Below are 22,075 nucleotides of genomic sequence, written 5' to 3' on the forward strand. Positions count from 1 at the left end.
GTTCTCATGGTCGATACTTGAGGAATCACGGGGACGGGAATGCCGGAGCTCGGGCCGCTCGGACGGGGAGATCCCCAGCAGCTGGGCCCTTTCAGACTCGCCGGGCGCATCGGGGAGGGCGGTCAGGGGGTCGTCTACCTCGGCAGAAGCGACGCCGGGGAGAGCGCCGCGGTCAAGTTGCTGCACGTCAAGTTCACCGGCGACCTGACGGCGAGATCACGCTTCGCGCGCGAGCTCAAGGCCGCCGAGCGGGTCGCCTCGTTCTGCACGGCCCGGGTGATCGCCGCCGACCTCGACGGTGACACGCCGTACATCGCCAGCGAGTACATCGAGGGGCCGTCGCTCCGCGAGACCATCGAGGCCACGGGGCCGCTGTCGGGGAGCAAGCTGGAGCGCCTCGCGGTCGGCACGGCCACCGCGCTCACGGCCATACACCACGCCGGCATCGTGCACCGCGACCTGAAGCCCGACAACGTGCTGATGGCGGCCGACGGGCCGCGGGTGGTCGACTTCGGCATAGCCCGCATCCTCGACTCCACGGGCACGATCACCAGCCGGGCCGTCGGCACGCCCGCCTACATGGCGCCCGAGCAGATCTCCGGGGGCGAGGTCGGCCCGCCCGCCGACGTGTTCGCGTGGGGCTCCACGGTCGCCTTCGCGGCCACCGGTTCCGCGCCGTTCGGTGGCAACTCCATCGCCGTGGTCCTGAACCGCGTGCTCAACCACGAGTTCGACGTGAGCGGCCTGCCCGAGCCGCTGCGCGGGGTGGTGCGCTCCTGCCTGCAGAAGGCGCCGGGCGCCAGGCCCTCGGCCGACCAGATCCTGCTCCGCCTGCTCGGCCACGCCGAGGCGGCGGGCGCGTCCACCGCGGTGCTCAGCCAGGGCGCCGAGCTGGCCGGCCGCGAGACGCTCGGATCCGGCTGGACGGGCCGGGGAGACACGAGCGACGCCGCGTCCGGAGGGTCCGGCGTTCCCCCGGCGCGGGAGGCCGGCGTTCTGGCGAAGGAGGCGCCGCGCGGGCGTCGCCGCCGTGGCCGGTGGCTCGCGGCGGCGGTCGCGGTCGTGGTGCTCGCGGGTGGCGGCGCCCTCGCCGCCAGGCAGTGGGGGCCGAGCTTCGCGGCGGCTCTCCCCGGCGTGACGCGGGGGGCGAGCGAGCCCGACGTGAGCCCCGACGCGTCCGTGAGGTTCACCTCGGTCGTCGACAAGGCCGCCAAGACGCGCAAGCTGACCATCGCCATGCGCGACCTCGTGCCCGGCATCGCCCTGAGCGACGGGGGAGAGTGGCACGGTTTCGAGGTGGAGGTCGGCGCCTACATCGCCAGGCAACTCGGCGTCCCCCGCAGCGGCATCACCTACCAGGCGTCCAGCATGACCGAGCGGGCGTCCCTCGTGAACTCGGGCGCGGCCGACCTGGTGATCGCGACCTACCCGATCAACGAGAACAACCAGGTCACGTTCGCCGGGCCGTACTACACCGCCCACGTCGACGTGCTCGTGCGGGACGGCGACCCCTACGCCAAGGTGGCCGACCTGGCGGGGCACAGGATGTGCTCCCCGGGATCGAGCATGTCGACCGGAATCGTCCAGGACGCCGTCAAGGTGCGGCTGGTCGCCGCCGACACCTATGCCGACTGCATGAACCTGCTGCGCGCGGGCAAGGTGGACGCCGTCCCCGGCGACGACCTGCTGCTGGCCGGGTTCGCGAACCGCGAGAGCATCCGCTACAAGCTGCTGGGCGCCAGGCTCACCGACGAGCGGTACGCCGTGGCGGTCAAGAAGGGCGATCTCAGGACGTGCAAGGCGGTGCGGGCCGCCATCGCCCAGATGTACAAGGACGGCACCGTCAAGACCCTGCTCGGCAAGTACTTCGGGAAGGTCGGGTTCGCCCCGGAGACCGAGAGGCCCGCGCCCGCGAGCTGCGGCTAGGCCGGGTCCGGCGCTTCCGGGGGAAGGCCGGGGTCGATGGAGGCGGCGGTGTCCCTGGCCCACGCCAGGGTGGTGAGGGCGTTCCTGATGCCGAGGTCGAGGGCGTAGCCGCCGATCTCGCCCTGCCCGGGAGCGATCTGGGCGTGCTCGCCCGCCCGCAGCGCCCGCAGATCCTCCAGCCTGGCCTCCACGCCCGTGCTCACCTTCCGAAGGACCGTCAGCGCCTCCGGCGGATCGAGGAGCGGCAGCAGGAAGGCCTGGAGCGCGCCCTCGTTCCGTACGGGTCCGCTGGGGGTGTGCTCGGTCAGCCAGTGGCGCAGCTCGTCGTGCCCCTCGCGGGTGATCGTGTACATCTTGCGCCCGCGCGCGCCCTCGGCCTCGACCGTGATCAGCCCGTCGGCCGCCATCTTCGCCAGCTCGGGATAGATCTGGCTGTGACCCGCCTGCCACACGTAGTTGAGCGACGTCTCGAACTTCTTGGTCAGGTCGTATCCGCTCGCCGGGCCGGAGAAGGAGAGCAGGCCCAGCAGGGCGATCCGCAGCGACATGGCGTCATCGTATCTAAGGATTGACATGTAAGTACAGACATGTCACCTTTTACCTGTCTAGCTAGACATTAAAGTGAGAGGACAGGCCATGACGGCGATGACCATGGACCAGACGGATACGGGGCGACAGGCGCGAGGCAACGGCCTCCTGTTGTTCGGCGTGCTCGGCGGGATGTTCCTCGCGATGCTCGACCAGACGATCGTCGGCACCGCGTTACCCCGCATCACCGCCGATTTCGGCGGCGCGGGGCTGTACACCTGGGTCGTCACGGCGTATCTGCTGACCTCGACGGTCACGGTGCCCCTTTACGGAAGGCTCTCCGACGCCTACGGGCGCAAGCCGTTGCTGCTCATCGGCATCGTGGTCTTCCTGGTGGGCTCGGTGCTGTGCGGGCTCGCCCAGAACATGGGCCAGCTCATCGCCTTCCGCGGCGTGCAGGGGCTCGGCGCGGGGGCGCTCCTGCCGCTGTCCCTGGCTCTGGTCGCCGACCTGTTCCCGCCGGACAAGAGCGGCAAGGTGCAGGGCGCGATCGGCGCCGTCATGGCGGCGAGCTACATCGCCGGGCCGTTCCTCGGAGGGTTCTTCACCGACCACGCGAGCTGGCGCTGGGCGTTCTTCGTCAACGTCCCGATCGGCGCGCTGCTGCTGGCGATCATCGTGCCGCGCCTGCCCCGCGTGCCGGGAACCGGAGGGTCCAGGCCCGACTACCTCGGCATCGCGGTGTTCACCGTGGCGATCAGCTCGCTGCTCCTCGGCCTCACCGAGAAGGGCCTGGACGACCACACCTGGACGAGCGCGCCCGTCATCGGCCCGCTGGTGGCGGCGGCCGTACTGCTCGCGGTGTTCGTCCTCGTGGAGACGCGCGCCGAGCAGCCGATCATCCCGCTGCACCTGTTCCGCAACCGCACGTACACGATCGTCAACATCACCTCCTTCTTCACCGCGTCCTGCCTGTTCGCCGGGGCCGTCTTCCTGCCCCGCTACTTCCAGCAGGCGCAGGGCCAGAGCGCCATGTCGTCCGGGCTGCACATCTACCCGCTCATGTTCGGCATGGTGGTCGGCAGCGTGCTCACCGGCGCGCTGATCAGCAAGACGCGCCGCTACAAGCCGTGGCTGCTCGCGGCGCCGTTCCTCATCGTGGCCGGCGCGCTGCTGTGCTCGGGGCTGGCCGTGGACACCCCGACCTGGTCCCTGGTGGCCTGGATGGCGCTGATCGGGCTCGGCATCGGCCCGATGCTCTCGGGGCTGACGGTGGCGATCCAGTACTCCGTGCCTCCGAGCTACATCGGCACGGCGAGCGCGAACCTCACGTTCTTCCGCCAGATCGGCGGCTCGGTGGCCCTGGCGGTCGCCGGCACGGCCTACACCACGGTCGTACGCGACCAGGCCGCCGGCCACGCCGAGCCGGCCGTGGCGCACGCCGCGGCGGCGGCCACGGTCATCCCCTGGCTCGCTGTGGTGGGCGCGGTGGTCGCCGTCCTGGCCCTGGTCTTCCTGCCCGGACAGGCCGTACCCAGGCTCGGGGTCCGTACGGCTCCTGTAGCGGAGTGACCGGAGCCGACCGGTGACCAAGCTTTGCCCTCATGTGGGATTCGCCTGCATCGGGGACGCGTGTCGGGCGGGCACCGTGCGACCCCCGCGGCGTTCAATTGATCTCGAACGTATGGGGGTCGCACATCTATGGGTCTGTTCTCGGCGGGCATCGCCGCCGGTCTCGTCCTGCTCGTCGTCGCGGGTGCTCCGGCGGTGGCGAACGCGTCGTCCGGGCAGTCGCCGAGACTGGGGGGAGGGGCGGACCTGTCGGTGCGCCTCTCCGCCTCGCCACCGGTGGCGCAACCCGGGCAGTGGCTCACCTATCAGGCGAAAGTGCGCAACGCCGGTCCGGGTGACGCGGTCCTGCCCGTGCTCACGATCCGGGTGCCGGACCAGGTGGAGATCACGGCCGTCAACGTCACCTCCTGCCGCCCGGGGGCGTCCGAGCACGAGGTGGTCTGCCCCTCGCCGACGGACATCCAGGCCGGTGACACCGGCGCGGTGACCATCCTCGGGGTCGTCGGTACGGGCGCGCGTGGCCCGCTCCGCGCGTCCGCCCACCTGACGTCGGAGGTGGTCGACGAGAACGAGGCCGACAACCACGCCGAGGTGGTGACGCGCGTGGCCGAGGGGGCCGACCTCGCCGTGCGGCTCTCGCCCGCCAAGCGGCGAGCCAGGCCGGGGGAGCGCTTCACCGTCAGGGCGGCGGTGCGCAACAGCGGGCCGGGGCCCGTGCGTGACGCGCACATCTACTTCACCGAGCACGGCGCGCGGTTCCTGTCGGCCCGTGGCGCCCGGTGCGAGAAGCGGCGCGGGCAGGTGGGCTGCGCGCTGCGGCCGATAAGGTCCGGGGCGCACGGGACGCTCCGCCTGGTGTTCCGCATGCCCCGCCGGGGGTCGCGTGAGGTGGACACCGAGGCCACGATCTACTCCGCGCGCGTCGGCGACCGCCGCCCCGCCAACAACCAGGCCCGCATGCGGGTCTCCCCGTGGCGTGGCTAGCCCGCCTACGCCGACCCCGCTTAAGCCGACCCCGCTTAAGCCGGCCCCGCTTGCCGCGAGTGTGCGGCGCACCGGCCGTGGCCCGGATCGCCTCCCGGGACGGTGGTGGCGAACACCGCGCCGGCCGCGGCCAGCACGGCACAGAACACGATGAGACCAGCGAGCGCCACCTTCAACCCAAAAGGTGAAAAGCTTGCAGCTTTCATCACGTATGAGATCTCACCACAGATGACGGAGCGAGATACCTCTTTCGCAGAACGTGACTCGATTTCGCCTGTCCCTTGGGTCAGCGGGTGAGGGCGGCCCAGGCGTCGGCGACGATGGTGCGCAGGTCGGCGTGCTCGGCCTTCCAGCCGAGCTCGCGCTGGATCCGCTCCGAGGACGCCACCAGCACCGCGGGGTCGCCCGGGCGGCGGTCGCCGACCACGGTGGGGATCGGGTGCCCCGTGACCTGCCGGCAGACCTCGATGACCTCCTTCACCGAGAACCCCGTGCCGCTGCCCAGGTTGTAGATCTTGTGGGTGCCGGGCCGGCAGGATTCGAGGGCCAGCAGGTGGGCCCGCGCGAGATCGGTGACGTGGATGTAGTCGCGGACACAGGTGCCGTCGGGGGTTGGGTAGTCGGTGCCGAAGACGTTCACCGACTCGCGCCGGCCGAGGGTGACCGCGAGGACGTTGGGGATGAGGTGGGTCTCCACGGCGTGACGCTCGCCGTAGACCTGCCCGTCGGCGGCGGTGAAGGCGCCCGCCACGTTGAAGTAGCGCAGGCTGACCGCTCCGAGGCCGTGCAGCCCGGCGAACGCGGTCAGCGTGGTGTCGACCGCGAGCTTGGACGCCCCGTACGGGTTGGTGGGCCGGGTGGGGTCGGTCTCGACGATCGGGGTGCCCTCGGGCTCGCCGTAGGTCGCCGCGGTCGAGGAGAAGACGATGCGCCGCACGCCGTGCACCCGCATCGCGTCTAGCAGCGCGAGCGTGCCGCCGAGGTTGCTGGACCAGTAGAGCGCGGGCTTCTCCACCGACTCGCCGACGAGCGACCGCGCGGCGAAGTGCAGCACTCCGTCGAACCCCCGCGCGAGGACGCCCGCCGCCTCGGTGACCGAGCCCTCGACGAACGAAGCGCCCGCCGGGACCGCGTCCGCGTGACCTGTGGACAGGTCGTCGAGGACGGTAACCTCGTGACCTGTCTCGACGAGCTGTGCGGCCACGGCGCTTCCGATGTAACCCGCGCCCCCGGTTACCAGCAGCTTCACAGTTCTACCCACCCATTCGTGCGATCGTGTTTGATCGTGTGTGATTTTGTACGCCCAAGCCCAGCTTACGCGCCGCTGGACGATGGTGAGATAAAGCGCAGCCGGTACGCTGACCAGATCATCATGTGAGCCTCATTCGAACGGACATCGATCGACGTGCACAACGTCGCGGCGAACATCGTCCTCGTCCTCGTCTTCGTCCTGATCGGCGGATTCTTCGCGGCCGCCGAGATGGCCATGGTCTCCCTGCGCGAGAGCCAGGTCCGCAAGCTGGCGGAGGGGGGCAGGCGCGGTTCACGCGTGGCCAAGCTGGCCCGCGACCCCAACCGCTTCCTCTCGTCGGTCCAGATCGGCATGACCGTGGCCACCGTGCTGTCGGCCGCCGTCGGGGCCGACACCCTGGCGGGCCAGCTGGAGCCGCTCATCGCCAAGTCCTGGGTGCCCGCCGGAGCCGTACGGCCGCTGTCGCTCGTGGTGGTCACGCTCGCCATCTCCTACGTCACCCTGGTGCTCGGCGAGCTGGCGCCCAAGCGCCTCGCCCGGCAGCGGGCCGAGGGGCTCTCGATGCTGGTCGCGCCCTTCCTCGACCGGCTGGCCTCGCTCTCGCGGCCGGTGATCTGGGTGCTGTCGAAGTCGACCGACGGCGTGGTGAGGCTCCTCGGGGGCAACCCGCACGCCGACCGCGCCGCGATGACCACCGAGGAGCTCCGGGACATGGTCGTCGGCCACCAGGAGCTGACCAAGGACGAGCGTGACCTGATCGACGAGGTGTTCACGGCAGGGAAGCGCCATCTCAGGGAGGTGATGCTGCCGCGCACGGAGGTGGAGTTCATGTCCGCCGACACGCCCCTGGCCGAGGCCGCGATCCTGGCCGCGGCGATGCCCCACTCGCGGTTCCCGGTCTACCGGGACTCCTACGACAACATCGTGGGGTTCGTCCACGTACGCGATCTCCTCGATCCGGTGCTCACCGGCAGCATCGAGCCGATCAGCGAACTGGTGCCCATCAGGCCGGTCAAGCTGCTGCCCGCCACCAAGCGGGTGCTCCCCACGCTGACCGAGATGCGCGACGACGGCCAGCACCTCGCCATCGTCGTCGACGAGTACGGCGGCACCGCCGGCATCGTGACCATGGAGGACCTGGTCGAGCAGCTCACCGGCGACATCCGTGACGAGTACGACACCGACGGCCAGTCGGTGCGGCTGGTGGCCGGGGAGATCGAGATCGAGGGCCTGATCAACCTCGACGACTTCCAGAGCGAGACCGGCATCCGGCTTGAGGAGGGCCCGTACGAGACGCTCGGCGGCTTCGTCATGGCCGCGCTCGGCCACCTTCCCGAGGTGGGGGAGAGGGTCGAGCGGCCCGCCTGCTCGCTGGTCGTCACCGAGATGGACGGGCGCCGGGTGGGCCGGGTGCGCGTGATCAGGAAAGTCGTGCCCGCGGATTCCGGGGACACTCCCGAGTCCTGAGGGAGAGGTCGCAGACCGCCCCGGAGTGCTGACAGAATTGTGTGCTATGGCCAGACCTCGTGTTCTCTCCGGCATCCAGCCCACCGCTGACTCGTTCCACCTCGGCAACTACCTCGGTGCCGTCCGCCAGTGGATCGGCATGCAGGAGACGCACGACGCCTTCTACTTCATCGCCGACCTCCACGCGATCACGGTGAACCCCTCGGCGTCCGAGCTGCGCCGCCGCACCCGCGTCTCCGCCGCCCAGCTCTTCGGCGCCGGCATCGACCCCGAGCGCAGCACGCTGTTCGTGCAGAGCCACATCCGCGAGCACAGCGAGCTGGCCTGGATCCTGATCTGCAACACCGGCATGGGCGAGGCCGCCCGCATGACCCAGTTCAAGGACAAGGCGGCGAGGTACGGCGAGAGCTCGGCCGGCGTGGGCCTGTTCACCTACCCGATCCTCCAGGCGGCCGACATCCTGATGTACCAGGCCGACCAGGTGCCGGTGGGCGCCGACCAGAAGCAGCACCTGGAGCTCACCCGCGACCTCGCCCAGCGGTTCAACAGCCGCTACGGCCAGACCTTCAAGGTGCCCGCCCCGCACATCCCCAAGGAGGTCGAGAAGATCGCCGACCTCCAGGATCCCCTGGCGAAGATGTCCAAGTCGTCCTCCAGCCCCCAGGGCATCCTGGAGGTGCTGGAGGAGCCGGGGCCGCTGCGCAAGAAGGTCATGCGCGCGGTGACCGACACCGGCTCCGAGGTCGTCGCCGACCCCGAGAACAAGCCCGGGGTCACCAACCTGCTGCGTATCCAGTCGGTCCTCACCGGCACGCCGATCCCCGACCTGGAGGCGCGCTACGCGGGCCTCGGCTACGGCGCGTTCAAGAAGGACGTCGCCGAGGTGATCGTCGACGCCTTCGCGCCGATCCGCGAGCGCACCGAGAAGCTCCTGTCCGACGAGGCCGAGCTCGACCGGCTGCTCGCCGTTGGCGCGCGGCGCGCGGGGGAGATCGCCCGCGAGACCATGGAGGTCGTCCGCGACCGCGTGGGGTTCGTCCCGAGGGTCTGATCACCGCCGGTCGGCGGTGCGCGGCCATGCTCGCGAGATGTCTCCCCGGTGACCCGTCCCTGTCCGCATAACGTACGTCTGCTGGGTAGGTGGGCAGGATGGGAAGTGCGTGGGCCTCGATCCTCCAGCGGGTCGAGGCGATCAAGGCGTGGGGCAGGGCCAGGACCGAGTACTACCGCGTCCGGTGGCCCTGGGCCGACCATCTGATCCGCACCGTCCACCGCTACCAGAGCCAGCGGGGCGACCGGCTGGCGGGCGCGCTGACGTACTTCGCGTTCCTGTCGTTCTTCCCGCTGATAGCGCTGGCGTTCGCGCTGTTCGGCTACATCGTGACGATCAATCCGCATGCGCTGGAGACGCTGGAGGCCGCCATCAACGGGCAGCTTCCCGGGCTGGCCGGCCAGTTGCGCATCGACCAGCTCTCCCAGGCCCGTACGAGCGCCGGGGTCATCGGCCTGCTGGGCCTGGTCTACGCCGGCATCGGCGCCGTGGACGCGCTGCGGGACGCGCTCCACGACATCTGCGTGAGCTGTGAGCCCCCGTTGAACTGGTTCGTCGGGAAGCTGCGCGACCTGGTGGCGCTCGTGCTGATCGGGCTCACGATGGTGGTCTCGGTGGTGGTGGGAAGCGTCGCCGTCCAGGCCACCGGCACGATAATGGGCTGGCTCAGGCTGGACGGCTCGGTCGTCGCCGCGACCCTGCTGCCCCTGGCCGGGGTGCTGATCGGCGTCGCGGCCGACATGCTGGTGTTCTGGATCATCCTCGGCTGGCTGGCCAAGATGGGCAAGCCCCTCACGACCCTCCTCAAGGGCGCGCTGCTCGGCGCCATCGGGTTCGGCGTGCTCAAGCAGATCGCCACCCTGCTGCTCTCCCACACGCTGGGCAACCCGATCTACGGCGCGTTCGCCGTGATCGTGGGCCTGCTCGTCTGGATCAACCTCGCGGCGCGCTGGGCGCTGTACGTGGCGGCGTGGACGGCCACCGCCGACGGCACGCCGCCACCGGAGCCCACTCCGATGCCCACCAGCGAGTACGACTAGCCTCGCCGGGCTCACACCTCGGTCGGCTCGCTCGGCCGCTCGACGCGCGAGCGGCGCCGCACGCCGTACACGACCCACGCCGCGCCGCCCAGAAGGCCCACGGCGACCACCAGGGCGCCGACGCCGACCATCGCCGAGTCCTGTGCCGCGACGACGGGCTTGGCAGGGGCGGGGGCCGCCGCGGGGCCGCCGACGGGCCTGGTCGGCTTCGCCTTGGGCACGACCGGGCCGACCAGCGCTCCGACCGGCGTCACGTGCCCCCTGGCCGCGAAGCCCCAGTCGAGCAGCTCCTTGACGTCCTCCCAGAACGAGCCCTCGTGGCGCATCACCGAGACGATGATCGTGTGCCCGTCCCGCTTGGCGGCGCCGACGAAGCTGCCCAGGGCTTTGGTGGTCCAGCCGTTCTTCACGCCCAGCATGCCGGGGTACTTGCCGAGGAGCCTGTTGTGGTTGGCCATCTGGTAGTGCTTGCCCCCAGGCGCGGGGAAGTCGGCGAGCTTGGTGCTGACGTACTCGCGGAAGTCCCGGTTCGCCAGCCCGGCCCGCGCGATGAGCGCGAGGTCGTACGCCGAGCTGCTCTGGCCAGGCTCGTCCAGGCCGTTCGGCGTCTTGGCCACGGTGTCGAGCGCCTGGAGCCGTTTGGCCTCGGCGTTCATGTCGGCGAGGGTCCGCTTGACCCCGCCGTTGGTCTCGGCGAGCGCCACGGCGGCGTCGTTGCCCGAGACCATCATCAGCGCGCGGAACAGGTCGTCGACCTTGTAGATCTTGTGCTGGGTCAGGCCCACGGCGCTTCCCTCGACGTTGCACGCCTCGGCGCTTGGCAAGATCGTCTTGTTCTTGTTCAGGCGGGGGATGAGGGTGACGGCCGTGAGGATCTTGAGCGTGCTGGCGGGCAGGTAGCGGCCGTGCGGGTCCTTGGCGGCCAGTACCTCGCCGGTGTCCCCGTCGGCGACCACGAAGGCCTTGGCCTCTGTCTTGGGTGGCGCCTTGGCCCCTGGGTCGACCACGACGCCGCGTTGGCCCAGCAGCATTCCGCCGATGGGCGCGGTGTCGTCGGACGCGGCGCGCGCGTGAGCGGGGGTGACCAACGTGAGTCCCCCGGCGAGCGCGAGCGCGCTGACTGCTGTTACATGCTTCATCCCCATAGAGAAGTCAGCGTAGCTTTGTCGCTTTTCAAGTGGGACAAGACACGACAAAGATCCTGAAGGTGCTGGTCATAAAGCCTTAGCGGTAAGATGGAGGAGGTGACGATGACACGACGCGTCGCCGGGTTCCTCCTGGCCCTGGCCGCCTTCATGATCTTCGAGTGGATCAACCTCGGGTTCAACCTCGCCGACGGCCACCCCACGGCCTTCTATGTGGTGCACGGCATCCTGATCGCGGTCAATCTGGTCCTCGCCCTGGTGCTCGGGGCCATCGGCTGGCGCGCGTGGCGCGCCGCCCGCATATAAGCCCCCCTTCGCGGGCAGAGATGGTAAACGACCGTTTTGCGGTTGACCATGCATCCGTGAGTGCCATCTCCGCTTTGATGGCCGATGCCGGGAAACCTGTGACTCGGCGCGAACTGGGGTGACCGCAGGGTTGGCCGATTTCGCTAGGCGGCGGAAACTCGGCCTGAGACCAATGCCCATGGAGGCGTGCTGTGACAATTGAGTTCAATCCTTCGCGCGGCCCGACGCTGGGCGTCGAATGGGAACTCCAGCTTGTCGACTCGCACACCCGCCGGCTCCGCCAGGACGCGCGCCAGGTCCTGGAGGCCATCCCCGAGCTGAGCGAGAGCCCCCGCCCGAAGGTCATGCACGAGCTGATGCAGTCCCAGCTCGAAGTGATCACGGATGTGTGTCACACGGCGTCGGAAGCCGTGAAGGACCTCAAGTCGACCATCGACCAGATCCGCCCGGTGGTCGAGACGCGCGGTATGTCCCTTGCCTGCACGGGGACGCACGCCATCAGCGACTGGCGCGAGGCGGTCTACGCACCCGTCCAGCGGTACACCGAGCTGGTCGAGGAGATGCAGTGGCTGGCATGGCGGATCCAAACATTTGGCGTACATGTCCACGTGGGGGTGCGGGAAAGGGATAAAGTCATCCCCATCGTCAACGCACTTGCGGCCTACCTGCCTCATTTCCTCGCGCTGACGGCCTCCAGCCCGTACTGGGGCGGGCAAGACACCGGACTCGCCTCCAGTCGGGCCATCGTTTTTGGCGCGCTGCCTACGGCCGGACCGCCGCACATGCTGGCGGACTGGGCCGAGTTCGAGGAGTACATGGACACCCTGAAGCGGGCGGGGACCATCAAAAGCATCAAAGAGGTGTGGTGGGATATCCGGCCGCATCCTGACTTCGGCACGATTGAGATTCGAATGTTCGACGGTATACCGACCCTGAGAGAGGTCGGGATGGTGACGGCCTTGTCGCAGTGTCTGGTGCAGCAGTTCGATCAGCAGCTCGACCGCGGGTACCGGCTGCCGCATCCCGCGCCCTGGGTCGTTCGCGACAACAAGTGGCGCGCCACCCGTTACGGGCTGGACGCGGACGTCATCACCGACGACCACGGCTCGACCGCGCCCATGAGAGACATGCTGTACGAGCTGACGCGCGACCTGGCGCCGGTGGCCGAGCGACTCGGCTGTCCCGACGAGCTCGCGACCATCGCCGACGTGGTGGAGCAGGGCAACTCCTGTGAGCGCCAGCGCGCGATTCTGTCCGGAGGCGGCACCCTCGACGACATCGTGGACGCGACGATCGTCGAGCTCGCGGAAGACCGCTTCGTCACCACCAATTCGAGGACGTCGAACGGGGCGATCGGTCATGCCGGCACGTGATCTACGGGGGGAACTCGACGCGTTCCTGAACGTGAACAACGAGTCCCTCATCGACTTCCGGCGCGACCTGCACGCCCACCCCGAGCTCGGGTTCGTGGAGCACCGCACCACCGAGCGCATCGCCGCCCGGCTCGCACAGGCCGGGCTCGTGCCGACGCCGCTGCCGCGCGGCACCGGTCTGATCTGCGACATCGGCAGCGGCGACGGCCCCACCGTCGCCCTGCGCGCCGACATCGACGCGTTGCCGCTCCAGGACGAGAAGGAAGTCCCCTACCGTTCGACCGTCCCGGGCGTCTGCCACGCCTGCGGGCACGACGTACACACGGCGATCGTCCTTGGCACGGGCCTGTTCCTGGCCGAGCAGGCGGCGGCCGGGCTGCTTCCCGGACGGGTCCGCCTGATCTTCCAGCCCGCCGAGGAGGTCATGCCCGGCGGAGCGCTGAAGGTGCTCGAAGCCGGGGGCATCAGCGGCGTTGACCGCATCTTCGGCCTGCACTGCGACCCCCGGGTGGACGTCGGCCGGCTCGGCGTGCGCGTCGGCCCCATCACCGGGGCCTGCGACAAGGTCAGCGTCCGAGTCGCGGGGCCGGGCGGCCACACCGCCCGCCCGCACCTGACCGCCGACCTGGTCTTCGCGCTGGCCAAGATCGTCACCGAGCTGCCCGCCGCGCTCAGCAGGCGCGTCGACCCGCGCTCCTCGCTGTCGCTGGTGTGGGGCCGCGTCCAGGCGGGCTCGGTCGCCAACGCCATCCCCGACGACGGCCTGGCCGAGGGCACGATCCGCTGCCTCGACGAGCAGGCCTGGCACGAGGCGCCCGATCTGTTCAAGTCGCTGCTCGACTCGGTCGCGATCGCGTACGGCGTGGAGGCCGAGATGAACTACATCCGGGGCGTCCCGCCGACCATCAACGAGGTGACCAGCGTCCAGATGCTGCGCGACGCGGCCGGCCAGGTGCTCGGCCCCGGCGCCACGGTCCCGACCCCGCAGTCCCTGGGCGGCGAGGACTTCGGGTGGTACCTGGAGTCGGTGCCCGGGGCGTACGCCAGGCTCGGCGTGCGCGCGCCGGGGGAGACCCGCCAGATCGACATCCACCAGGGCACATTCGACGTCGACGAGAGCTGCGTCGGTGTCGGCGTGAGCGTCATGGCCGCCACCGCGCTCACCGCGCTGTGGGAGGGGCACCGCGCCTCCGCCGACCAGGACGCCATCCAGCCGGTCACTGCCTGACAGAGCTCCGCCCGTACGGCGGGGGCCCCGAAATGGCGTCCCCGCCGTCCCATCTCACGGTTTCGCAGGTCACAGGGCGGCGTGAGCTGCATAACGGACCTGTTTCGGAGCCGGGCGTCGGTTTGGCCAACACCGGTCAAACAACTATCTTCCGTGCAGGGTTGCCGTGCGTTTCTTCGCGCGTGCACACAAGTTGGACGCCGAAGATACACGGGAGGAGTCACCTTGCTCCGCATTCACGCAAGCAAGCTGGCAGCCACGACCGCGATGGGTGCCATGCTCATGGCCGTCGCGGCATGTGGAGGCAGTAGCACTTCGGACACCGAGACGCCGGCGCCCGGCGCGTCGACCGCCTCCTCGGCGGCGGCGCCGACCGGCGCCAAGGTCGGTCTCGCGTACGACATCGGCGGCCGTGGTGACCAGTCGTTCAACGACGCCGCCGCGGTGGGCCTGGACAAGGCGAAGACCGAGCTCAAGCTGGCCGACACCAAGGAGCTTTCGGCCAACCCGGGCGAGACCGGCGCCCAGAAGGAGCAGCGGCTCCGCCTGCTCGCCCAGAGCGGCTACAACCCGGTCATCGCGGTCGGCTTCGCCTACTCCGAGGCGACCAAGAAGGTCGCGGCCGAGTTCCCCGACACCAAGTTCGCGATCGTCGACGACGGGGCCGAGGGCCCGAACATCTCCAACCTGGTGTTCGCCGAGAACGAGGGCTCGTTCCTGGTGGGCGTCGCGGCCGCACTGAAGACGAAGAAGGAGCACATCGGCTTCGTCGGCGGCGTGCAGGTGCCGCTGATCAAGAAGTTCGAGGTGGGCTTCACCAAGGGCGCCCAGGCGGTCAAGCCGGACATCAAGATCGACGTCAAGTACCTCACCCAGCCGCCGGACTTCGGTGGCTTCAACGACCCGGCCAAGGGCAAGACCGCGGCCCAGGGCATGTACGACGCGGGCGCCGACATCGTCTACCAGGCGGCGGGCGGCTCGGGCGGCGGCGTCTTCGAGGCGGCCAAGGCGGCGAAGGGCTTCGCCATCGGCGTCGACTCCGACCAGGCGCTCACGGCCGACGAGGGCGTGCGGAGCGTCATCCTCACCTCGATGCTCAAGAAGGTCGACGTCGCGGTGTTCGACTTCCTGAAGAGCTTCGCCGACGGCACGGTCAAGGCGGGTCCGACGACCTACGACCTCAAGGCGGGCGGCGTCGACTTCTCCACCACCGGTGGCCAGGTCGACGACATCAAGATCAAGATCGACGAGTACAAGACGAAGATCATCGACGGCGAGATCACGGTTCCCGCCGAGTAGTCCGCGTCTTCAGGGGGGCCCGGCGGCCGTTTCACCGGGCCCCCTCGGCTACTGTCGGTTCACCCGCTCGCCTACGAGGCCGTCGTTCCGCCCACGAGGACGGCCGGTGCGCGCCTCCAGGCACTCTGACCGCCCACGAAGCCGGCCGCAGTGCCCGTAGGGCTCACCGGATCGCCGACACGGCCGACTGTCACCCATCAGTCCCGCCACCAGGCCACCCGTATGGACAAGACTGGCCGCCACGCCCACGAGGCTCGTCAGTCCCCGCCTTCGAGGCCATCCGCATGGAGGAGGCCGCCATCAGCACTTCGACTTCTTCGGCTACCGCCACCGAGCCCGCCGTCGAGCTAGAGGGGATCACCAAGAGATTCCCGGGCGTCGTCGCGAACCGCGATATCCGTCTCAGCGTGCGACGCGGGCACGTGCATGCCATCGTCGGCGAGAACGGCGCGGGCAAGTCCACGCTCATGAAGATCCTCTACGGCATGCAGCGGCCGGACGAGGGTGAGATCCGCGTCAACGGGTCGCCGGTCGGCTTCCGTACACCGGGCGACGCCATCGCCGCCGGCATCGGGATGGTCCACCAGCACTTCATGCTCGCGGACAACCTGACCGTCCTTGAGAACATCATCCTCGGCAGCGAGCCGCGCAGGCGCGGGGTCGGCATCGACTTCGCCAAGGCGCGCCGCAGGATCAAGGAGATCTCCGACGCCTACGGGCTCGGGGTCACCCCGGACACCCTGGTCGAGGACCTCGGCGTCGGGGCGCGGCAGCGCGTGGAGATCCTCAAGGTCCTCTACCGGGGCGCGCGCATCCTCATCCTGGACGAGCCGACCGCCGTGCTGGTGCCGCAGGAGGTCGACGAGCTTTTCGACAACCTCCGTGGCCTGGTCCGCGAGGGCCTGACCATCATCTTCATCTCCCACAAGCTCGACGAGGTGCTGTCGGTCGCCGACGCCATCACGGTGATCCGGCGCGGCACCACCGTGGCCAGCGTCGCCCCGAAGGACGTCACGGCCCGGCAGCTCGCCGAGCTGATGGTGGGCAGCGAACTGCCGAGCCCCGAGACGCGCGAGTCGACGGTCACCGCCGACGTCGCGCTCGCCGTGCGGAATCTGACCGTGCGCCATCCGGACGGACGGGCGGCCGTTGAGGACGTCTCGTTCGACATCCACAAGGGCGAGGTGCTCGGCATCGCCGGTGTCGAGGGCAACGGGCAGGCCGAACTGGTCGAGGCCATCATGGGCATGCGCCCGGCGGAGGGCGTGATCACGCTCGGCGGCGCCGACGTGTCCGCCTGGCCGACCCTGCGCAGGCGCGAGGGCGGCATCGGGTACATCCCCGAGGACCGCCATCGGCATGGCCTGCTGCTGGAGGCCCCCCTCTGGGAGAACCGCATCCTCGGCCACCAGACGCGCAAGCCCAACGTCAAAGGACCGTGGATCGACCGGGCAGGCGCCCGCGCCGACACCCAGCGGATCGTCGACGAGTACGACGTGCGCACCCCCGGCATCGACGTGGACGCCGCCGCGCTGTCCGGCGGAAACCAGCAGAAGCTGATCGTCGGCCGGGAGATGAGCGGCGACCCGGTCGTGCTCATCGCCTCCCATCCGACGCGCGGCGTGGACGTGGGCGCCCAGGCCGCCATCTGGGACCACCTGCGCACGGCACGCGCGGCCGGCCTCGCCGTCCTGCTGATCTCGGCGGACCTGGACGAGCTGATCGGCCTCTCGGACTCCCTGAAGGTGATCCTGCGCGGTCGCATGGTCGCCGACGTCGACCCCGGAGACGTGACCCCCGAGCGGCTCGGCTCCGCCATGACCGGCGCCCGGGACCATACGCCCACTGAGCAACTCGGCTCGGCAGCGACCGACGCCGGGGAGGAAGCATGAGTTCGTCTTTCACCGACCGGTTGCTCGGCAGGGTGAGGCTCGGAGGACTGCTGGGGCTCGCCGCCCCGCTGCTGGCCATCGTCTTCGCCGGCCTCGTGACCTCGGTCATCCTTGAGCTGACCGGCAACCCGCCGCTTGAGACGATGGAGCTGCTGGCCGACTACGGCACGCAGCCGCGTACGATCGTGATGATCATCAACCTCGCGACGACGTACTACATCTCCGCGCTGGCCGTCGCGATCGGGTTCCGGATGAACCTGTTCAACATCGGCGTCGACGGCCAGTACCGGCTCGCCGCCCTGATCGCGGCAGCGGTCGGCGGCGCGCTGGTGCTCCCGGCCCCGCTGCACGTCGGCGTCACGATCCTGGTCGCGGTGGCCGTGGGCGGCGTCTGGGCGTCCATCGCCGGACTGCTCAAGGTCACCCGGGGCGTCAGCGAGGTCATCTCCACGATCATGCTGAACGCGATCGCGACCGGGGTCGGCGCCTGGCTGCTCACCACCGACCGCCTCGCCGTCGCGGTGTCGGGCAGCAACAACATCGGCACCAAGCCGATCCCCCCGTCCGGCCAGTTCCCCGGGTTCGACCTCATCCCCGGCACGAAGACCCAGGTCTTCGGGTTCGTCCTGGTCGCGGTGGTGCTGGGCATCGGCTACCACGTGCTCTTCAACCGGACGCGCTTCGGCTTCGACCTGCGGGCGACCGGCCGTTCGGAGTCGGCCGCGGTCGCGAGCGGCGTCAACGTCAAGAAGATGGTCCTCCTGACGATGATCATCTCAGGTGCGGTGGCCGGGCTGGTCGGCATGCCGCAGCTTCTCGGCGCGTCGTACTCCTACAGCCTCGACTTCCCGACCGGCCTCGGCTTCACCGGCATCGCCATCGCCCTCCTCGGCCGCAACAACCCGGCCGGCATCGCGATCGGCGCGCTGCTCTGGAGTTTCCTCGACAACTCCTCGGACATCCTGGACCTCGAAGGCATCCCCAAGGAGATCGTGATCATCATGCAGGGCACCATCGTGCTCTCGGTCATCGTCGCCTACGAGCTGGTCCACCGGTACCGTCTCGCCGCCGAGCAGCGACGGGTGAGCAGGCAACTCTCCGCGGACGCCTCCGCGCCGGTGGAAGGAGCGGTGGCGTGACCGTCTCCGAGATCTCCGCGGCGCCTCCCGCGCCCCCACGGGTGCGCCGCTTCCGCCTGAGCTGGCAGGTGCTCCTGCTCGGCCTGCTCGCGCTGTTCGTCATGATGTCCATCGCCCGGGTCGTGACCGGGGCGAACGACATCACCTCGGGCGGCACCATCGGCGCGGCCGTTGGCCTCGCGGTGCCCATCGGCCTCGCCGCCCTCGGCGGCCTGTGGTCCGAGCGCGCCGGCGTGGTCAACATCGGCCTCGAAGGCATGATGATCATCGGCACCTGGTGCGGAGCCTGGGGCGCCCTCACCTTCGGCACCCCCTGGGCCGGCGTGATCGCCGGAACGATCGGCGGAGCGCTCGGCGGGCTGCTGCACGCCCTGGTCACGGTCACGTTCGGCGTCGACCACATCATCTCCGGCGTCGCCATCAACATCCTCGGCCTGGGCGTCACCCAGTACCTCGCCAAGCTGGTCTTCACCGGTATGAAGGGCGGCGGCGAGACCCAGTCGCCGCGCATCCCGCCCGTCACGGACGTCAGCGTCCCCGGCATCGGCGTGCCGCTTCGGGACCTGGAGAACACCCACCTGTTCTTGCTGTCGGACGTCGCGGGCGTGCTGCGGGGCGTGACGCAGAACGTCTCGCTGTTCACGATCGTGGCGATCCTGCTGGTGCCGCTGAGCTTCTACGTGCTCTGGCGTACGGCCTTCGGGCTGCGGCTGCGCTCGTGCGGCGAGCGTCCCGTGGCGGCGGAGTCGCTCGGTGTCAACGTGTACTACTACAAGTATCTCGCGGTCGTGATCTCCGGAGGGCTGGCCGGGATCGGCGGCGCCTTCCTGGCGATCGTGGCCGCCGGCATCTACCGCGAGGGCCAGACGGGCGGTCGCGGTTTCATCGGCCTCGCCGCCATGATCTTCGGCAACTGGCGGCCGGGCGGCCTCGCGGGCGGCGCGCTGCTGTTCGGGTACACCGACGCGCTCCAGCTCCGCCAGGGCGGTACGTCCGTGCACGCGTTGCTGCTGGTGGTCGCGATGCTGCTCGCCGCGTTCGCGGTCTACCAGCTCGTACAGCAGCGCAGGAACCGCGCGGCGCTGATCAGTGGCGTCTTCGCGGTCCTGGTGTTCGCGGTCTTCGCGTTGACCGACACCGTGGCCGAGCAGTTCACCTCGTTCACTCCGCACCTCACCACGCTGCTGGTGCTGTCGCTGGCCTCACAGCGGCTGCGCATGCCGGCGGCCGACGGTGCTCCGTACCGCAAGGGCCAGGCGAAATGAGCGACCTCGACCGGGACGCCGGTCCCGTCGACTGGGAGGCGCTGCGCGAGCGGGCCGTCGAGGCGATGGCGCACGCGTACGCGCCGTACTCCGAGTTCCCGGTCGGCGCCGCCGCCCTGGTGGACGACGGCCGGGTGGTCACCGGGTGCAACGTGGAGAACGCCTCCTACGGCCTCGGGCTGTGCGCGGAGTGCGGCCTGGTGTCCGCGCTCCACGCGTCCGGCGGCGGCAGGCTCATGGCCTTCACCTGCGTCGACGGGCGCGGCGAGCTGCTCATGCCCTGCGGGCGGTGCCGGCAGTTGCTCTTCGAGCACGGCGGGCCCGAGCTGCTGGTGGAGACCCCCGAGGGACCCTGGCGGATGGCCGATATCCTGCCGTTCGCCTTCGGCCCGGACGACCTGTCCCGCGGCGCCTGACCTTTCGTACCTGACGACATTTTCGGGGAGCTCTTGATGGACGCGATCGACGTCATCGTCACCAAGCGGGAGGGCCGCGAGCTCTCCGCGGGCCAGATCTCGTGGGTGGTCGACGCCTACACGCGGGGAGAGGTCGCCGACGAGCAGATGTCCGCTCTGGCCATGGCGATCCTGCTCAACGGGATGGGCCGCCGCGAGATCGGCCTGTGGACCGAGGCGATGATCAGGTCCGGCTCCCGCATGGACTGGTCGGCGCTCGACAGGCCGACCGCGGACAAGCACTCCACGGGCGGCGTGGGTGACAAGATCACACTGCCGCTGGCCCCGCTGGTGGCCGCGTGCGGGGCGTACGTGCCGCAGTTGTCCGGACGGGGCCTCGGCCACACCGGGGGGACGCTGGACAAGCTGGAGTCGATCCCGGGCTGGCGGGCGTCGCTCTCGAACGACGAGATGCTCGCCGTCCTGCGCGAGGCCGGCGCGGTCATCTGTGCGGCCGGCGACGGGCTCGCGCCCGCGGACAAGAAGCTGTACGCGCTGCGCGACGTCACCGGCACGGTCGAGTCGATCCCGATGATCGCCTCGTCGATCATGTCCAAGAAGATCGCCGAGGGTACGGGCGCGCTGGTGCTGGACGTCAAGGTCGGCTCCGGCGCGTTCATGAAGAGCGTCGAGACGGCCCGCGAGCTGGCCCGTACGATGGTCGACCTCGGCGTGAACCACGGGGTCGAAACGGTGGCCCTGCTGACGGCCATGGACCGCCCGCTCGGCCTCGCCATCGGCAACGCCCTGGAGGTCCAGGAGTCGGTCGAGGTCCTCGCCGGAGGCGGCCCGTCCGACGTGGTGGAGCTGACCGTACGGCTCGCGCGCGAGATGCTGGCCGCGGCCGGTATCAGCGGGAAGGACCCCGAGGACGCGCTCAGGGACGGGTCGGCCATGGACGCCTGGCGGCGCATGATCACCGCCCAGGGCGGGGACCCGGACGCCGAGTTGCCGAAGGCCGCCGAGACCGTCGAGGTGACGGCGCCCGCTTCCGGGGTGCTGACGAGGCTGGACGCCTACGGGGTCGGGCTCGCGGCCTGGCGCCTCGGCGCGGGCCGGGCACGCAAGGAGGACGCCGTGTCCTTCGGCGCGGGGATCACGTTGCACGCCAAGCCGGGGGACCAGGTACGTGAGGGCCAGCGCCTGATGACCCTGCACGCCGACGAGATCGCCCGCTTCGAGCGGGCACTTGAGGCTCTGGACGGCGCCTACGACGTCGGCGTGGAGGCGGACCCCGGCATGCTCCCGCTCGTGATCGACAGGATCACCGTCTGAGGCCCCGCGTGCCGCACGGGCCCTCCTCGGCATGAGGAGGGCCCGTGCGGCCTTTACGGCGCGTAGCTGAAACTGCTGTAGTAATCGCCGACCCGCCGGCGGTAGGCGACGTCGGTGTAGGTGTCCTCGTCGAACTCCGGAGCGTTCTCGATCTCGTCCTGGGCGCGGGCGAGGTAGATCTTGTTCGCCTCGGGATCGACCCGGGTGACCAGGCTCGCGGGCACGAGGGCCTTCCTGCCGAAGAGCCAGAAGCCGATGTCGACGACGAGGTAGCTGTCCCCGTCGACGTTGCTCTCCTCCTCCACCGAACCGATCTTGCCGTCGGTGGCCTCGACGTCGTAGTCGATGAGGCTCAGGTCGGGGTCGGGGGCGACGCCGTCGCGGTAGGTCCAGGCCTCGGTCATGTGTCGCACTCCCTGTCGTCGAGACGGTGATACTCCTCGACTACCCGGAGTAGCCGCGCTAAACGCGGCGGGCGATCAAGAAAGCGAGGCGCTGAGCACGGCCCGGTGGGTGGGCAGGGCCTGGCGGTGGCGTTCGACGCCGGCGTCGGTGATCTGGACGAAGACACCGCGCCGGTCCTCCACGCACATGTTGCGGCAGACCAGCCCGGTCTTCTCCAACCGCGAGATCAGCCGCGACAGCGCGCTCTGGCTGAGGTGGACGGCGTCCGCGAGCTCCTGGACGCGGTACTTCCCGTGCTCGGACTCGACCATGCGGTCGAGGACCTCGAACTCGCTGACGCCCAGCCCGTGCTTCTCGCCCAGCTCGCGTTCGAGCGTGCACCACGTGGCGGCGTGGCGGGCCAGCAGGTCACGCCATGAGCTCACGACGTCGAGGTCGTCCATGGCCGGACTATAGCATGCACGCTCATTAGA

Annotated in this window: 20 protein-coding genes; 15 read left to right on the plus strand and 5 right to left on the minus strand. The window is 69.9% G+C overall.

Going from position 1 to position 22,075, the window contains the following annotated elements; genetic code table 11:
• Nucleotides 1–39: 39 nt before the first annotated feature.
• Complete coding sequence (locus ACGFIV_RS17475; RefSeq protein WP_392835888.1) at nucleotides 40–1,926, plus strand: serine/threonine-protein kinase; 1,887 nt, start codon at nucleotides 40–42, stop codon at nucleotides 1,924–1,926.
• On the opposite strand, the gene ACGFIV_RS17480 is transcribed toward ACGFIV_RS17475, so the two are convergent.
• Nucleotides 1,923–2,474 (minus strand): PadR family transcriptional regulator, encoded by a 552-nt coding sequence (locus ACGFIV_RS17480; protein WP_358549133.1) that lies wholly within the window; start codon nucleotides 2,472–2,474, stop codon nucleotides 1,923–1,925. The genes ACGFIV_RS17475 and ACGFIV_RS17480 overlap by 4 nt on opposite strands.
• 88 nt (nucleotides 2,475–2,562) lie before the next feature.
• On the opposite strand from ACGFIV_RS17480, the gene ACGFIV_RS17485 reads away from it, so the two are divergent.
• Nucleotides 2,563–4,026, plus strand: a complete 1,464-nt coding sequence (locus ACGFIV_RS17485) for an MDR family MFS transporter (RefSeq protein ID WP_358549136.1) — start codon at nucleotides 2,563–2,565, stop codon at nucleotides 4,024–4,026.
• 129 nt (nucleotides 4,027–4,155) lie between these two features.
• Nucleotides 4,156–5,010: a hypothetical protein gene (locus ACGFIV_RS17490; RefSeq protein ID WP_358549139.1), complete on the plus strand. Its 855-nt coding sequence runs from the start codon at nucleotides 4,156–4,158 to the stop codon at nucleotides 5,008–5,010.
• 286 nt (nucleotides 5,011–5,296) lie between these two features.
• On the opposite strand, the gene galE is transcribed toward ACGFIV_RS17490, so the two are convergent.
• Complete coding sequence (gene galE, locus ACGFIV_RS17495; protein ID WP_392835893.1) at nucleotides 5,297–6,259, minus strand: UDP-glucose 4-epimerase GalE; 963 nt, start codon at nucleotides 6,257–6,259, stop codon at nucleotides 5,297–5,299.
• Between the two features lie 156 nt (nucleotides 6,260–6,415).
• Between galE and ACGFIV_RS17500 the strand changes: the two genes are divergently transcribed.
• The 3 genes from ACGFIV_RS17500 to ACGFIV_RS17510 all read left to right on the plus strand — a co-directional run bounded on the left by ACGFIV_RS17500 (nucleotide 6,416) and on the right by ACGFIV_RS17510 (nucleotide 9,820).
• On the plus strand, nucleotides 6,416–7,729 hold the full coding sequence (locus ACGFIV_RS17500) for a hemolysin family protein (protein WP_358549145.1): 1,314 nt from the start codon (nucleotides 6,416–6,418) through the stop codon (nucleotides 7,727–7,729).
• A gap of 46 nt (nucleotides 7,730–7,775) precedes the next feature.
• Complete coding sequence (gene trpS, locus ACGFIV_RS17505) at nucleotides 7,776–8,780, plus strand: tryptophan--tRNA ligase (RefSeq protein ID WP_358549147.1); 1,005 nt, start codon at nucleotides 7,776–7,778, stop codon at nucleotides 8,778–8,780.
• A 98-nt stretch (nucleotides 8,781–8,878) separates the two neighbouring features.
• Nucleotides 8,879–9,820 (plus strand): YhjD/YihY/BrkB family envelope integrity protein, encoded by a 942-nt coding sequence (locus ACGFIV_RS17510; RefSeq protein WP_358549150.1) that lies wholly within the window; start codon nucleotides 8,879–8,881, stop codon nucleotides 9,818–9,820.
• An 11-nt stretch (nucleotides 9,821–9,831) separates the two neighbouring features.
• Here ACGFIV_RS17510 and ACGFIV_RS17515 read toward each other — a convergent pair whose 3' ends face one another.
• Nucleotides 9,832–10,959 (minus strand): D-alanyl-D-alanine carboxypeptidase, encoded by a 1,128-nt coding sequence (locus tag ACGFIV_RS17515; protein ID WP_358549153.1) that lies wholly within the window; start codon nucleotides 10,957–10,959, stop codon nucleotides 9,832–9,834.
• A 111-nt stretch (nucleotides 10,960–11,070) separates the two neighbouring features.
• On the opposite strand from ACGFIV_RS17515, the gene ACGFIV_RS17520 reads away from it, so the two are divergent.
• From ACGFIV_RS17520 to ACGFIV_RS17560, 9 genes are all read left to right on the plus strand, one after another.
• A complete protein-coding gene (locus ACGFIV_RS17520; RefSeq protein ID WP_358549155.1) occupies nucleotides 11,071–11,271 on the plus strand; it encodes an SCO4848 family membrane protein in 201 nt (66 codons plus the stop codon).
• A gap of 191 nt (nucleotides 11,272–11,462) precedes the next feature.
• Nucleotides 11,463–12,644 carry a glutamate--cysteine ligase gene (locus ACGFIV_RS17525; RefSeq protein WP_392835901.1) on the plus strand — a complete coding sequence of 394 codons (1,182 nt, stop codon included), beginning with the start codon at nucleotides 11,463–11,465 and terminating at the stop codon, nucleotides 12,642–12,644.
• Complete coding sequence (locus tag ACGFIV_RS17530) at nucleotides 12,631–13,872, plus strand: amidohydrolase (protein ID WP_358549161.1); 1,242 nt, start codon at nucleotides 12,631–12,633, stop codon at nucleotides 13,870–13,872. Before ACGFIV_RS17525 ends, ACGFIV_RS17530 begins: the two co-directional genes overlap by 14 nt.
• A 225-nt stretch (nucleotides 13,873–14,097) precedes the next feature.
• Nucleotides 14,098–15,171, plus strand: coding sequence for a BMP family ABC transporter substrate-binding protein (locus ACGFIV_RS17535; RefSeq protein ID WP_358549163.1), 1,074 nt, complete (start codon nucleotides 14,098–14,100; stop codon nucleotides 15,169–15,171).
• A gap of 284 nt (nucleotides 15,172–15,455) precedes the next feature.
• Complete coding sequence (locus ACGFIV_RS17540) at nucleotides 15,456–17,063, plus strand: ABC transporter ATP-binding protein (RefSeq protein ID WP_358549166.1); 1,608 nt, start codon at nucleotides 15,456–15,458, stop codon at nucleotides 17,061–17,063.
• Nucleotides 17,060–18,202 carry an ABC transporter permease gene (locus tag ACGFIV_RS17545; RefSeq protein ID WP_358549168.1) on the plus strand — a complete coding sequence of 381 codons (1,143 nt, stop codon included), beginning with the start codon at nucleotides 17,060–17,062 and terminating at the stop codon, nucleotides 18,200–18,202. Before ACGFIV_RS17540 ends, ACGFIV_RS17545 begins: the two co-directional genes overlap by 4 nt.
• A complete protein-coding gene (locus ACGFIV_RS17550) occupies nucleotides 18,199–19,467 on the plus strand; it encodes an ABC transporter permease (RefSeq protein WP_358549171.1) in 1,269 nt (422 codons plus the stop codon). Before ACGFIV_RS17545 ends, ACGFIV_RS17550 begins: the two co-directional genes overlap by 4 nt.
• A complete protein-coding gene (locus ACGFIV_RS17555) occupies nucleotides 19,464–19,883 on the plus strand; it encodes a cytidine deaminase (protein WP_358549174.1) in 420 nt (139 codons plus the stop codon). Before ACGFIV_RS17550 ends, ACGFIV_RS17555 begins: the two co-directional genes overlap by 4 nt.
• Before the next feature lie 36 nt (nucleotides 19,884–19,919).
• Entirely contained in the window at nucleotides 19,920–21,197 is a 1,278-nt protein-coding gene (locus ACGFIV_RS17560) for a thymidine phosphorylase (protein ID WP_358549176.1), read from the plus strand.
• Between the two features lie 53 nt (nucleotides 21,198–21,250).
• On the opposite strand, the gene ACGFIV_RS17565 is transcribed toward ACGFIV_RS17560, so the two are convergent.
• Together ACGFIV_RS17565 and ACGFIV_RS17570 are read right to left on the minus strand one after the other, a co-directional pair.
• Nucleotides 21,251–21,601: a PRC-barrel domain containing protein gene (locus ACGFIV_RS17565; RefSeq protein ID WP_392835909.1), complete on the minus strand. Its 351-nt coding sequence runs from the start codon at nucleotides 21,599–21,601 to the stop codon at nucleotides 21,251–21,253.
• Nucleotides 21,602–21,676: 75 nt separating this feature from the next.
• Complete coding sequence (locus tag ACGFIV_RS17570; protein WP_358549182.1) at nucleotides 21,677–22,045, minus strand: MarR family transcriptional regulator; 369 nt, start codon at nucleotides 22,043–22,045, stop codon at nucleotides 21,677–21,679.
• Nucleotides 22,046–22,075: the final 30 nt, after the last annotated feature.

This window comes from Sphaerisporangium sp. NPDC049003, from assembly GCF_043197795.1.
Taxonomy (GTDB): Bacteria; Actinomycetota; Actinomycetes; order Streptosporangiales; family Streptosporangiaceae; genus Sphaerisporangium.

Bases quoted from the DNA above. Each gene is read 5' to 3' on its own strand.
- ACGFIV_RS17530 (WP_358549161.1), top strand. From the start codon at position 12,631: ATGCCGGCACGTGATCTACGGGGGGAACTCGACGCGTTCCTGAACGTG.
- ACGFIV_RS17555 (WP_358549174.1), top strand. From the start codon at position 19,464: ATGAGCGACCTCGACCGGGACGCCGGTCCCGTCGACTGGGAGGCGCTG.
- ACGFIV_RS17540 (WP_358549166.1), top strand. From the start codon at position 15,456: ATGGAGGAGGCCGCCATCAGCACTTCGACTTCTTCGGCTACCGCCACC.
- ACGFIV_RS17520 (WP_358549155.1), top strand. From the start codon at position 11,071: ATGACACGACGCGTCGCCGGGTTCCTCCTGGCCCTGGCCGCCTTCATG.
- ACGFIV_RS17510 (WP_358549150.1), top strand. From the start codon at position 8,879: ATGGGAAGTGCGTGGGCCTCGATCCTCCAGCGGGTCGAGGCGATCAAG.
- ACGFIV_RS17515 (WP_358549153.1), bottom strand. From the start codon at position 10,959: ATGAAGCATGTAACAGCAGTCAGCGCGCTCGCGCTCGCCGGGGGACTC.
- ACGFIV_RS17560 (WP_358549176.1), top strand. From the start codon at position 19,920: ATGGACGCGATCGACGTCATCGTCACCAAGCGGGAGGGCCGCGAGCTC.
- ACGFIV_RS17490 (WP_358549139.1), top strand. From the start codon at position 4,156: ATGGGTCTGTTCTCGGCGGGCATCGCCGCCGGTCTCGTCCTGCTCGTC.
- ACGFIV_RS17475 (WP_392835888.1), top strand. From the start codon at position 40: ATGCCGGAGCTCGGGCCGCTCGGACGGGGAGATCCCCAGCAGCTGGGC.
- trpS (WP_358549147.1), top strand. From the start codon at position 7,776: ATGGCCAGACCTCGTGTTCTCTCCGGCATCCAGCCCACCGCTGACTCG.
- ACGFIV_RS17570 (WP_358549182.1), bottom strand. From the start codon at position 22,045: ATGGACGACCTCGACGTCGTGAGCTCATGGCGTGACCTGCTGGCCCGC.
- ACGFIV_RS17485 (WP_358549136.1), top strand. From the start codon at position 2,563: ATGACGGCGATGACCATGGACCAGACGGATACGGGGCGACAGGCGCGA.
- ACGFIV_RS17545 (WP_358549168.1), top strand. From the start codon at position 17,060: ATGAGTTCGTCTTTCACCGACCGGTTGCTCGGCAGGGTGAGGCTCGGA.
- ACGFIV_RS17565 (WP_392835909.1), bottom strand. From the start codon at position 21,601: ATGACCGAGGCCTGGACCTACCGCGACGGCGTCGCCCCCGACCCCGAC.
- ACGFIV_RS17480 (WP_358549133.1), bottom strand. From the start codon at position 2,474: ATGTCGCTGCGGATCGCCCTGCTGGGCCTGCTCTCCTTCTCCGGCCCG.